Raw genomic sequence first — 12513 nt, 5'->3', positions numbered from 1 at the left:
AATAAGGATGGAACTAACTGAAGCAAAAGTAGACTCGAAAATAAGAGTTAAAAAAGAGCGTAGTATAAAAAAGGTGAGAATCATTGAAAGAATCGCGACTTACGCTTTGTTGGTTGGATTATCGATTGTATTTATCTTTCCTTTCCTTTGGTTATTAGGTACTTCGGTAAAACCCGAGAGTGAAGCGTTAACTTTTCCGCCAACCATTCTTCCAAAAGAGTGGAAGTTTTCAAACTATCAAGATGTTTTTACGATGGTTAGTTTTGGAAAATATTATTGGAACTCCATTATTGTAACTTTAATGACCGTTGTTGGGACAGTGGTATCTTCCACAATAGTGGCATACGGATTTGCCCGTATAAAGGCAAAAGGAAGTAATTTTTGGTTTATTTTACTATTAGCAACGATGATGCTGCCGCCTCAAGTAACTATGATCCCTGTGTATATGATTTTTTCTAAACTTGGGTGGGTAAATACATTTTTACCGCTAATTGTCCCGCATTTCTTTGGAAGCGCCTACTTTATATTCTTGCTTCGTCAATTCTTTAAGACGATACCAAAAGAACTCGAAGAATCGGCTTATTTGGACGGGTGCAGTACTTTCGGAATCTTTTGGAGAATCATCCTGCCTTTATCAGTACCGGCTGTTATAACGGTTGCGTTGCTAAGCTTTATGTGGGCATGGAATGATTTTCTGGGACCATTAATTTATTTAAATGATGATTCCATGTACACGCTTGCTTTAGGGATTTTGCAATTTAAAGGTGCCCTAATTATCTCATGGGGACCGATGATGGCTGCCAGCGTCCTCATTATCCTGCCGCTGATCATCTTGTTCTTTGTTGGACAAAAATACTTCATCCAAGGTATTGCTACTACTGGTGGTAAAGGATGATTGAATTTTGGTTTTACTTCAGATAAAAGTATTCATTCTTTATGCGTACATTTATCAATCAAATAATATTCTAGGGGGTATCGATCAAATGAGAAAGAAAAAAGGTTTAGGGATCTTGCTGTTATCACTTGTTTTTGTACTATCTGTTTTTTTATCAGGCTGTTCAAGTTCTAAATCTGAAACAACAAGCTCAAACGGTGGTTCAAAAGATGTCACACTTCGGATCTTAACGTGGAATAACAATCCTGAAGGAACAAAATTAGAAGGTGATATTTTTAAAGAGTTTGAAAAAGAAAATCCTGGGATAAAAGTTAAGCCGGTTTATGCTCCATATGATAAGTACAATGACAAATTTTTAACCATGTCTGCAGGTGGGGACCAGCCTGACTTAGTTTGGCTTCAGCCAAATGCTGTAGGACAATTTGTTTCAAAAGGTGTATTGGTGGATTTGTCTGATAAAAAAATCAATAAAGATGAATATATGCCTAATGTTCTTGAATTAGGACAAGTTGATGGCAAACAATATGCCTTAATTCGTGATGCATCTACCCAGATGATTGGTTACAACAAAGACATGTTTGATGCAGCTGGAGTTCCATATCCAAAAGATGACTGGACTTGGGATGATTTCCTAGCTGCTGCTCAAAAATTAACCAAGGTTGAAAATGGAAAAACAGTTCAATTTGGTATTGAAAACTTTTATTTAAGTACATTATTGTCTTCAAATGGAGGAGCACTTGTCAGTCAAGATGGCAAGAAAGTCCTTATCGACTCACCTGAAACGATTGAGGCCGTTACATTTGCCCGTGATCTAATTAACAAATATCATGTGCAGCCAACAAGTGCACAATCACAAGGAATGTCCAACCTATTCATGACTGGAAAAGCGGCAATGAAAATTACGGGTCCATGGGATTGGGCTGAATATAATAAAAATGCTAAGTTTAAGTGGGATATTGTTCCAATTCCGGCTGGTAAAGCAGGAAACATTTCGCCTGCTGCGTACCTTCCAATCGGAATCGGCAAGAATACAAAACATCCAGAAGAAGCATTCAAATTGTTAGAATTCTTAACAACAGGTAAAGGTCAAGATATTCAGGCTAAGATTATTTCAGCTGTTCCTACTGTTAAACGTAATGCTGACCAGATTTCCACTATGGCTAATGCTCCTGAAAATGTAGAATCATTAGCGAATATCCTGCAGGAAGGAAAGACTGTTATGCCTGCTCCATACATTCCTGCATATGCTGAGATTGATGCAAAGTTTACTCCGGTAACCGATAATATTAATCTGAAAAATTTAGATCCAGCTAAAGAATTGAAGAAGTTTGCAGATCAAGTTCGTAAAGAATATAAACTGAAATAAAAAACTTTAATCGAGGGGGTACTTGTTTATGTTTTAAACGAGTACCCTTTTCCCTAGAAGGTGATTAGGATGAAAAAAGGCGTTGTAAGTATAATGGAATCCAAATTTTTAGGGCTTATTGATTTAATCTATCAATTGGTTAAATCAAGTTTCTTTTTTTGGATTACGTTAGTCAAAAGCTTTGTATTTTTTGGACTAACAACATCTTTTTGTACAATGCTTAAAGTAATGGAGGAAATTTTATTAGGAAATGGAACTCCGACTAGAATATTGTATAAAGAAATTAGTTCCGAATATAAGGGGTATAAAGGATTATCATTGGTAACGTCCTTTCTACTAATCTATTTTAGTGCTTTTATTATTATACCGTTGCCAAATTCGATTAGCAGCAACACTGCGTCAATTATAAAGTTTTCTATGATTTATTTATTTCTTTTGACTCTAGTGTTGTTTACCTATATTTCATGGATTTTAGTGAACATGGATTTAACCTTAAAAAAATCGATTATGTTTGGATTTTATCTAATGATAAAGCGGTTCTTCAGAACCATTATCTTGATTTTAATGATGATCGTTCTGTTTAGTGTATCCTATAAGAATTTTATCTTTTTTATTTTTCTAGCACCTGCTATCTATGCTAATGGCGTAAAAATAGTATTAAAAAAATTAGTAGTTTGATAGGGCCATTAGAAATTTTTCAAATTAGAAAGGGGAAAAAAGGAATGGAAATGAAATATGCGAATATTATTCCACAAGGTTTTATGTGGGGAGGAGCTGTTACATCTTTCCAAACAGAAGGAGCATGGAATGAAGACGGAAAGGGACCTTCTATAGTTGATGCAAGACCTATAAAGGAAGGACAATCAGACTGGAAAACAGCTGTCGATTTTTATCACCGGTATAAGGAAGATATTGCACTATTTAAAGAAATGGGCTTTAATGCCTATCGTACAAGCATTTCGTGGTCAAGAATTTTTCCAGATGGTGAAGGGGAAGTAAATGAAAATGGTCTTAAGTTTTATGATGACTTATTTGATGAAATGATTGCGAATGGCATCCAGCCAGTTATCACCCTTTATCACTTTGATTTACCGCTTGCTCTTGCAGAAAAATATAATGGCTTCGCTTCAAGAAAAGTAGTTGACTTATTTGAGCGTTATGCAAGAACCGTGTTCAAGCGTTTTGGTCATAAAATAAAATACTGGCTTACATTTAATGAACAGAATTTAGTTTTAACAAATCCGGAGTTGTGGGGTGTCAAATTAGATGGTGCCGAATATGAAGAAGCATTAAGATACCAAGTAACCCATAATGCGTTTGTTGCTCATGCAAAAGCAGTTAAAGCTCTTCATGAACTTGTACCTGGCGGACAAATGGCTGGTATGGTCACCTATCAGGTAACATATCCACATACTTGCAAACCAGAAGATGCAATTGCCAATATGAAAGCAAAAGAACTATTAGTTGATTTCTATTTTGATGTATTTGCACATGGGGAATATCCTACTTATATCACAAAGGATCTTGAAAGAAAGGGCATTATGCCAGTCTTTGAATATGGCGATGCTGAACTTTTAAAGGAAAATACCGTCGATTACTTAAGCATTAGCTATTACCAAAGTCAGACTGTAAGTGCGGAGAAAGTAGATGGAAAGTGGCTTATTTCGGGTATGACTCCAAACCCTAACTTAAAGACAAATGAGTGGGGATGGGCAATCGACCCGATTGGATTCAGAGTTTGCTTGAAGGATATGTATGCCCGTTATCGCTTGCCTATTTTTATAACAGAAAATGGAATTGGTGTCCGAGAAGAATTAAATGAACACAATACTGTCGAAGATGACTACCGTATTGAATATTTAAGTGAGCATATCAAGCAAATGAAATTTGCCATGGAAGAGGGAGTAGATGTCATTGGCTACCTTACATGGGGTTCAACGGATCTTATTAGCTCCGGGGGGCAATTTGAAAAGCGCTATGGATTTGTCTTTGTGAACCGAGGTGAAACAGATATGAGAGATTTAAAGAGATATAAGAAAAAGAGTTTTGATTGGTACAAGAGAGTAATTGCATCGAACGGTGAAAAATTAGAATTTCCCGAAAGTGCTTCTGTAAAATAATTCAGCTTAACTCATCATATTAAATGAATTTTTGATAAAAGGGGGATTAGTGGGCATCTATTAATCCCCTTTTTATTTTAAGGGGGTAACGATTATGGATTTCGATATAATGAAGATTCCAAGAAATTTTATATTGGGGGCCGCAGCCTCCGCCTGGCAAACAGAAGGATGGGCAGGGAAAAAGACAAAACAGGATTCGTATCTTGATCTCTGGTATAAAAATAACAAGCATGTTTGGCATAATGGTTATGGTCCAGCGATTGCAACTGATTTTTACCATCGTTTTAAAGAAGATATTGTATTAATGAAAGAAATAGGACTGACCCATTATCGAACCTCCATCAATTGGTCTCGTTTTTTGTTAGACTATGAAAGTGTTATTGTCGATGAAGAATATGCGGATTATACAGATCAGGTTATCAATGAATTACTAAAAAACGGGATTGAACCAATGATTTGTTTGGAACATTATGAGCTTCCTGGTGAATTATTTGAAACCTATGGCGGTTGGGGTTCAAAGCATGTCGTGGACTTATTCGTAAAATATTCGGAAAAGGTATTTGAGCGGTATGGGGATCGAGTAAAAAACTGGTTTACATTCAATGAGCCGATCGTCGTCCAAACGCGTGTATATCTTGATGCAATTCGCTATCCATTCGAACAAAATACAAAAAAATGGATGCAGTGGAATTTTAACAAAGCCCTTGCAACAGCAAAAGTGGTTCAGCTGTTTAATCAAAAAGGGTATAAGGAAAGATATGGTTCTAAAATCGGAGTGATATTAAATCCAGAGGTCACTTACGCTCGTTCTTCGGCTAAACATGATATAGAAGCAGCTAGGATTTATGATCTCTTTTTTAATCGCATCTTTTTGGATCCTTCCATTAAAGGGGAATATCCGCCGGAGCTTTTTGAGTTAATGGAAAAGCATGATATTTCATTTGATTCAACGGAGAATGAGTTACAAATAATAAAAGAAAATACTGTGGATTATGTCGGCTTGAATCTGTACTTCCCGTATCGTGTTAAAGCTAGAACGACTGCCTGGAATGATAGCACCCCATTCCATCCTGCCTATTATTATGAAATGTTTGATCTTCCTGGCAGGAAAATGAATCCATATCGTGGATGGGAAATCTACCCGCGAATTATGTTTGATATGGCAATGAGAATGAAGGAAGACTATGGAAATATCGAATGGTTTATTGCGGAAAATGGTATGGGGGTTGAAAATGAGTTCAGGTTCAAGAATGATGAAGGGATTATTCAAGATGATTACCGGATTGAATTCATTAGTGATCACTTAAAATGGTTGTTAAAAGCTGTGGAAAGAGGCTCTAATTGTACAGGCTTTATGCTATGGGCGTTCACAGATAATGTTTCACCAATGAATGCTTACAAAAACAGGTATGGACTTGTAGAAATCAATTTAGAAGAGAATCGTAATCGTAAAATGAAGAAGTCTGCCTATTGGTATATGAACATCATAGAGAATAGAGAATTACAAATTCATAAGGATGTATTTAGATAAGGTGTTAGTAGTTTTTTAATTTTAATTTATTATAGTTAGACAACGAAATGGAATAGTTTCTTTAATAGTTATTCTTAGATTATCAAATATCTCTTTTCGCCAAAAACTCTTAAGTGTTGTATGCAAACAAATGAAAATATCATGTTCGTTACATTTCGGTAAATTTCTGCGATCACCACTCAAGCCATTTGGAGTGTAATTGACAACTTATTTTAAAGAAAGGCAACTAACCCTACTGGCTATTGCCTTTCTTGTTCTTCGAAAGGATTTAAATAGTTAATTCCTTCTATTATATATGGTTAACTACACTGCTTGCTTAATTGCAGAAAATTTCTTTCTTTCTCTCCAACGGTAAAACATTTTCATTGAAGGCATAATTAAAATAAAGATGAACAGAAGCCTGAACGTTTGGAACATCGAAACTAGCGAGACTTCTGCTTTAACTTCATCAGCTAATAATACCATTTGATCTAAGCCGCCTGGGGCTGTGCTCAGAAAACTTGTTGCGAATGTTGTGTCTATTGCAAATGACATTAGGAAGCTTGAGCCGAAGGTTAGGGCAATCAGTGCGAATGCGCTAAAAATGCCGCCTGCAAGTACACGGACCGGAAGCTTAATCATATGTGGCTTGAGCATTAAGCCAATATGGGCGCCGATTAATAGCTGTGCGACGTCCATTAATATGCCAGGTACTTGTGGCATGGCGATTGGTGTTGTGAGTTGCAGCGTAATTAACAAAATAATCGGTGTGATGAAAAATGCGACTGGTAAATGGATGCGTTTCGTTAAATGTGAGCATACCCATGCAAGAGCAATTAATAATACTAAACTAATCGTTAGCTTCACGTCTGTTGGATGCTTACTAATTACTTGGCCAGCGACGATAAACGGTACGAATACAACGACTAGTAATAACCGAATTACTTGAAAATAAGAAATAACGCCAATTTCTTTAACCTTTTCTTCCTCGGCAAAAACGACGATTTGACCTAAACCACCAGGGATAGCGCCTAATACTGCAGCTTTCATTGGGATTTTTGCCCATTTACTCGTTAAGTAGGCGATGCCGATTGAGCCCCCGATTAAAATAACGTTTAGCGTGATCATGTAAAATAAAATGGAGCCCATCATACCGAATAAATCGGTGTTAAATTGTACACCAATGACGGTACCTACCATGACCACACCTAAATCACGCATTTGGCCGGACCATTTGAGCGGCCCTTTATAAACAAATTGGGCTAACATGACGATAACAATGGGGCCGAGCATCCAAGGAATAGGGATGTGCAGCAGGCTAAAAATATAACCGCCAATTAAAGATAAAATTAACACCTTTAACATTGCTTTCAACAGTAACACCCCTTCCTATGATAATATTCGTAACTACATTTATTACTTAAGAAACCACCAGCGTCGTCATGAATACTGGTGGTTTAGTTATTATGATTTCGCTAATTCTTTTACTTGTGCTTCACGATCTACGTCATCGCGGCGACGATCACCCCAGTATGCGGAACCATTTTTCAAATATTCTTCATAAGTCCATTTCACTGGCTCCCAGTCTGGCTCGAAGATTAAGTACCCGTTTGTAAAGATTTCAAGACGTAAGCCGCTTCCTGGGTCTTTTACGTAAATGTACATGGCTTGAGAAATTCCATGTTTACCAGGACCAACGAATTGTACTTCTGATTCGCATAAAATGTCAGCAGCACGCAGTAAATCTTGAGCGTTGTCTAACCAGTAAGCGATATGGTGCATTTCGTTTGGTTCTTTTGATCGTGATGTAGACATGATTGCTACGTCATGTACTAAGTTTGTTACTGATAACCAGCTTGCTACTTGTACGTCGTCTGCATTTACGAAATATTCACGCAACTTAAAACCTAATACTTCTTGTAAATATTTTACGATTTCAGCGTTATCGTGAGAAGTTTGTAAGTTTACATGGTCGATACGGCGTGGAGATACACCTTTTGCCCAAGATTTATATGTTTGATTTTTAAGTACTGATTTGCGAGATTCATCAGCAGGTGTTTTTTCCATATCGTAGTATAGTTCAAAGCGGTGACCACTTGGTAATTTGAAGCGGATAGCTTCACCTTGCGCCACTTCTTCGCCTGCCTCTATCCAACGTACCTCTGTACCAGCATCTTCTAATAATTTTGCGAAAGTTGCTACGTCCTCGCGACGTTTTGTACGCCAGCCGATGTGATCGATGTAAGAAGTTTCACCAGCTGTAATTGATAATGTATGGTGTTCGAAGTCGCCCCAAGCTCGTAAGTAGTGTACGCCATCTACCACTTCTGTTTCTTCTAATCCGATTGTGTCGCGGAAGAACCATAAAGATTTTTCAAGATCTGCTGACACTAAAGCTACGTGTCCTAATTTTGCAATTTCCGGTGCGTAATGAAATTTTTCCATTTATTTTCACCTCATAATTAGTTGTTTTTATAAGAGGACATGTGAAATACTAATCCACTCTTTTTAAATCATATTTTCGAATACTACTATTACCCTTGAATGTTTGTATTCACGCCGAATAAGTGTCTGCCGTAACCTAGAATGCCGTCTTCATATAAAGAAGTAATGTGAGTGGCGATTGCCATTAAGTCACGAGTGAATAGCTCTACTGGGTGACCTTTTAATAATGCGTGTCCACCTAAAGTAAGGAGTGATTTAACACCGATTTGTGTGCACTTATCAATAATCTTTGCACGGATAGCTTTATATTTTGCCCCTTCGTACGGGCCGCCTTTATCTGTTTCCATCATTGCAATGTATTCATTTAATAAACCTTTAGCAGAAAGCATTTCAAGTTTTAACTCTGAAAGCACGCGTTGGCTCGCAGGAGAATCTTTTTCGTTTATGCCAGAGAAGCGTACGCGGCCTGCTGTATGCTTTTCAAATTCGTCAAGTACACGCTCTGCACCACCAACAGCCATTGCTGCGAACCCTACATAGAAGCCAGGGTAGAATGGTGTGTTGTAGTATAAGTAGTCTTGATCGAACTCTTCATATGGTGGCTGGCTCTTTTCGATAATTTTGCTAAAGCGTAGGATGGCATCTGGTTTTACGAACACTCTATCGACGATTAATGTATTACTGCCTGATCCACGAAGACCAAGAGAATCCCAAGTTTTCACAACCTCTAAGTCAGAAACTTTTAATAGTATACCTACACGCTCAGGTACGTCGCTGTCATCGAATTTCATAATTGCGCCAACGCCGACCCAATCGCTGTAATTGATACCGCTTACAAAGCTGTACTTACCTGAAACGATATAGCCGTTTTCAACTGATTCTACTTTGCCGATTGGTGCAAATACATCCGCTACGAAACCGCCTTGGTTAATAACTTCATCACGGATGTGTTTTGGATAGTAGCATACCCAAGAGTTGTGCACGGAGAAGAAGTATGTTAACCACGAAGCAGATAAGTTGTGGTAACCAACTGTACTTACCATATCAACGAACGTGCGCCAATCCAGTTGTGGGTAGCCAAAGTCTTTCGGTAAAATCAAACGATGAATTCCCTCCTCGCGGATAATATCCGCGATACGAGGAGAAATTGTCGAGTTTAGGTCTGCTTCGATTGCTTCTAACTCTGCAGCTTCGCCGATACGTTTTGCTTTTTGTATGATTTCTTTATAAGTTGCCTTATTTTCAACTACTGTTACCATTTGATCATTCCTTTCAAAAAATAGTTTATTGTGCTATTACTGTATGATCTTTTCCCACTGCTAAAAAATCGGTGACAAGTTTATTCACAATTTCAGGCTGGTCGGTTTGTGCTTGGTGACCGCAGTTTTCGATATATTCGAATTTAATGTTCGGTAATAATTTCTCAAGCTTATAACCTGTCTCCACTGGTGCAACAGAATCTTGGTTACCCCAAATGAAAATGCTAGGGATTTTTAATTTTGGTAATGCATCTTTGATGCAGTAACGATCCCATAGCTTTGGATCTTCGTTCATTTTTGCTAAGTAAGCATCGAACGCTTGATTTGATTCTCTTACACCTGGGCGGGTTGCTGCTTGATGACGCAGTTGAATTAGTTCTTCCGGTATGACTGTGTCTTCACTTGAATTGCGGTACATAAATTTTCGTAATGATTCTTCTGTATAGTCGTAACCAATCACTTCTAAGAATGAACGCAGCTTTCTTTCGGGTACTTCCTGCATTGCTTGATACATTGTATTACTGCCGATGTAAACAACCCTATTTACTTTTTCCGGGTGGTCAATTGCATATTTAGCCGCAATGTAAGCACCTTGAGAATTGCCTACAAGGGATACCTCATCTAGGCATAATGCTTCAATAAAATCATGTACATGGTCCACTAAGCTTTGATGCCCATTTACTGGCCATGCGTGAGGACGTGCATCTGTGAACCCCATTGATAGTTGGTCTACTGCGTATGCGCGGAACCCAGCTTTTGCTAATGCAGGTAACATAAAACGCCAGCCCGCTGCGCCGCAAGCTCCTGGTCCTGCACCATGTAGTAAAATTACAGCTGGTCCTTCTGTTCCGGCCCAAGAATAATGTGTACGTACGCCATTTGCTAATACGTAACTATTATGGAATCCTTCAAAAATTGTCATCGTTTTGCCCCCTGTACTGATTAGTTGTTATTTTCTGTTTTGAGTATAACTGTTGAAAATTTTAAATATAATAGTGATTTTTATTGTATAAATAGTAATAATCTTTAAAATTTATTGAAAATAGGATTTCCTTTTTGTAATATAGTGAATACGAAGGGGGATGTGATTTTAATGAGTGAAATTGCATTTGATTCTAGCGAAACGAAAAATATTTTAATGTCGGCAAATGCCTTCCACACATTAAAAAACAATTTATTTAACAACATTGGATCTCATAAAACGAAAGGCTTTTTATTCCGATTTGGTAAAGAGTTTGGGATGGAATCAGCCAAAAATAATTTCCAAAATAAAAACTCGGTGAATCCTGTCGGTAAAAGACATTCGCGCTTAGGTCACGTAAAAGATGTTATTTTCAAGGGGGAAATTGTGCGTCATCAGGACGGCACAGTTGAATGTATCGATACGTGGGGGCAATGGGTAGAATCATTCGAAGCAGCATTACACCTTAAAAATTACGGTTTAGCAGATGAATGTGTTTGTCATATGTTATGCGGCTTTGCAAGTGGTGCATTGACATATGAGTTTGGCGAGTCAATTATTGCAGTTGAGTATAAATGCGTCGCAAAAGGTGATCCATGCTGCGAGTTTAAAGTTCGATTGGAGCGCGATTGGCTAAATGAGAAGGAAGAACTTATTCACCTATATCAAAACGACAACATATTATCCGAGCTTGAAATGACATATGATGCACTTTTGCATCATAAGCAGATGCTTGAAAAGATTTCAATATTTCATGGCCAACTCACGCAAAAAGTTACAGATAAGCATTCGATGGATGAAATTGTACAGGCTGCATACGAGCTGGTGAACATCCCGATTTTGATTGAGGATATTCACGGCACTAATTTAAGTCAAGTTGGTTTAACGGAGGAACAACAGCTAGTAATAAAAAAAGATAAGGCGAAATTATCGCATTTTGTCGATAAGCACAACGTTTCGAATTACAAGGGAGATAAATACTGGAAGTTGACAGCACCAGTTCTTATTAATAAAAAAAGTTATGGCACTTGTTCGTTTATTTACTTTGATGAAAAGCATATGGATGAAAACGACCACCTATTTTTAGAACGTATTTCAACGGTCGTGGCGTTATGTATTTTATACGAAGAGGCGCAGTTTGAAGAGCAGCAACGTATGCGCAGCTCACTATTAGAGCGCTTAATTCATAATCGAAATATTAAAGATATCGAATCTTACTATAAATTTTTGCCGTTTAAGTTTCAGCCTCCATTTTCTACAGGTATTATTAGTGTAAAAAAGAAAAAGAAAAATCATGAAATTATTGACATTCATGAACAGCTGACAGATTTATCTAAGCTGGCAAAAGAGTGGGATTTATCATGTATTTTTGCAGTTCTCGGGGAGGAAATTGCTCTCCTAAACTCGCTAAATAGCGATAGGCAGGGTTGGCAAAAGAAAATCACGAAAATTTTTCAAAAGATGGAAAAGCAAAATAGCAATTATAAATATTCAATCGGGCTTAGCGGAACGTTTAGCAACTTTAAAGATTTCGAACGTTCTTTACAAGAGGCACGTGTCGCACAGCGCTTTCCAAACCAGAAGCTGCTAACGGAATACGAAGATTTAGGTATGCTTGGGGATATCGTTAAGAACATGAGCATTGAGCAGCTGCATGAAATGGCGAAAAAGACGTTAAAAGATTTATACAATTTCGATGATCCACGTAAAAAGGAATTGTTGCACACGCTTTACGTCTATTTATTAAATAGCCAACGCTTAAAAGAAACGATGGATGAGTTGACGTTATCAATCGGCGGTATCCAATATCGTATAAAGCAAATTGAGGAACAGCTGCAAATTTCACTGAAAAACGCGTCAACAGCAGCGTATACTTTATTAGTTATTCAGGCGCTAATATTGTCGGATAGCTTAAACTTTGAGGAATTTGCAAGATAAAAAACAAAAAAGACTGTAG

At 37.6% G+C, this 12513-nt stretch carries 10 protein-coding genes; 6 read left to right on the top strand and 4 right to left on the bottom strand.

Annotation, left to right across the window (positions count from 1 at the left end; all coding sequences use genetic code 11):
* Window positions 1-7 precede the first annotated feature (7 nt).
* From QFZ31_RS16090 to QFZ31_RS16070, 5 genes are all read left to right on the top strand, one after another.
* Entirely contained in the window at window positions 8-895 is an 888-nt protein-coding gene (locus QFZ31_RS16090) for a carbohydrate ABC transporter permease (protein ID WP_307304360.1), read from the top strand.
* An 88-nt stretch (window positions 896-983) separates the two neighbouring features.
* Window positions 984-2261: an ABC transporter substrate-binding protein gene (locus QFZ31_RS16085; protein WP_307304358.1), complete on the top strand. Its 1278-nt coding sequence runs from the start codon at window positions 984-986 to the stop codon at window positions 2259-2261.
* Between the two features lie 69 nt (window positions 2262-2330).
* On the top strand, window positions 2331-2939 hold the full coding sequence (locus QFZ31_RS16080; protein ID WP_307304356.1) for a hypothetical protein: 609 nt from the start codon (window positions 2331-2333) through the stop codon (window positions 2937-2939).
* A gap of 50 nt (window positions 2940-2989) precedes the next feature.
* Window positions 2990-4381 (top strand): glycoside hydrolase family 1 protein, encoded by a 1392-nt coding sequence (locus tag QFZ31_RS16075; RefSeq protein ID WP_307311606.1) that lies wholly within the window; start codon window positions 2990-2992, stop codon window positions 4379-4381.
* Between the two features lie 94 nt (window positions 4382-4475).
* Complete coding sequence (locus QFZ31_RS16070; RefSeq protein WP_307304355.1) at window positions 4476-5912, top strand: glycoside hydrolase family 1 protein; 1437 nt, start codon at window positions 4476-4478, stop codon at window positions 5910-5912.
* A gap of 303 nt (window positions 5913-6215) precedes the next feature.
* Here the strand turns inward: QFZ31_RS16070 and QFZ31_RS16065 are convergent, their stop codons facing one another.
* The 4 genes from QFZ31_RS16065 to QFZ31_RS16050 all read right to left on the bottom strand — a co-directional run bounded on the left by QFZ31_RS16065 (window position 6216) and on the right by QFZ31_RS16050 (window position 10517).
* Window positions 6216-7256 (bottom strand): AbrB family transcriptional regulator, encoded by a 1041-nt coding sequence (locus QFZ31_RS16065; RefSeq protein ID WP_307311604.1) that lies wholly within the window; start codon window positions 7254-7256, stop codon window positions 6216-6218.
* Between the two features lie 99 nt (window positions 7257-7355).
* Complete coding sequence (locus QFZ31_RS16060; RefSeq protein ID WP_307304353.1) at window positions 7356-8336, bottom strand: VOC family protein; 981 nt, start codon at window positions 8334-8336, stop codon at window positions 7356-7358.
* 89 nt (window positions 8337-8425) lie between these two features.
* Window positions 8426-9595: an acyl-CoA dehydrogenase family protein gene (locus QFZ31_RS16055; protein WP_307304350.1), complete on the bottom strand. Its 1170-nt coding sequence runs from the start codon at window positions 9593-9595 to the stop codon at window positions 8426-8428.
* Between the two features lie 25 nt (window positions 9596-9620).
* On the bottom strand, window positions 9621-10517 hold the full coding sequence (locus QFZ31_RS16050; protein ID WP_307304347.1) for an alpha/beta fold hydrolase: 897 nt from the start codon (window positions 10515-10517) through the stop codon (window positions 9621-9623).
* 171 nt (window positions 10518-10688) lie between these two features.
* Between QFZ31_RS16050 and QFZ31_RS16045 the strand changes: the two genes are divergently transcribed.
* The gene (locus tag QFZ31_RS16045) at window positions 10689-12494 is read left to right on the top strand and encodes a V4R domain-containing protein (RefSeq protein ID WP_307304345.1); all 1806 of its coding nucleotides are present in this window, start codon (window positions 10689-10691) and stop codon (window positions 12492-12494) included.
* Window positions 12495-12513 lie beyond the last annotated feature (19 nt).

Origin of the sequence: Neobacillus niacini, from assembly GCF_030817595.1 — a bacterium.
Taxonomy (GTDB): domain Bacteria; phylum Bacillota; class Bacilli; order Bacillales; family Cytobacillaceae; genus Neobacillus; species Neobacillus niacini_G.
The sequence above is the reverse complement of the archived record's forward strand: the minus strand, read 5'-3'. Positions and strand labels throughout refer to the sequence as shown.

Bases quoted from the DNA above. Each gene is read 5' to 3' on its own strand.
- QFZ31_RS16070 (WP_307304355.1), top strand. From the start codon at position 4,476: ATGGATTTCGATATAATGAAGATTCCAAGAAATTTTATATTGGGGGCC.
- QFZ31_RS16060 (WP_307304353.1), bottom strand. From the start codon at position 8,336: ATGGAAAAATTTCATTACGCACCGGAAATTGCAAAATTAGGACACGTA.
- QFZ31_RS16055 (WP_307304350.1), bottom strand. From the start codon at position 9,595: ATGGTAACAGTAGTTGAAAATAAGGCAACTTATAAAGAAATCATACAA.
- QFZ31_RS16045 (WP_307304345.1), top strand. From the start codon at position 10,689: ATGAGTGAAATTGCATTTGATTCTAGCGAAACGAAAAATATTTTAATG.
- QFZ31_RS16075 (WP_307311606.1), top strand. From the start codon at position 2,990: ATGAAATATGCGAATATTATTCCACAAGGTTTTATGTGGGGAGGAGCT.
- QFZ31_RS16050 (WP_307304347.1), bottom strand. From the start codon at position 10,517: ATGACAATTTTTGAAGGATTCCATAATAGTTACGTATTAGCAAATGGC.
- QFZ31_RS16080 (WP_307304356.1), top strand. From the start codon at position 2,331: ATGAAAAAAGGCGTTGTAAGTATAATGGAATCCAAATTTTTAGGGCTT.
- QFZ31_RS16090 (WP_307304360.1), top strand. From the start codon at position 8: ATGGAACTAACTGAAGCAAAAGTAGACTCGAAAATAAGAGTTAAAAAA.
- QFZ31_RS16085 (WP_307304358.1), top strand. From the start codon at position 984: ATGAGAAAGAAAAAAGGTTTAGGGATCTTGCTGTTATCACTTGTTTTT.
- QFZ31_RS16065 (WP_307311604.1), bottom strand. From the start codon at position 7,256: ATGTTAAAGGTGTTAATTTTATCTTTAATTGGCGGTTATATTTTTAGC.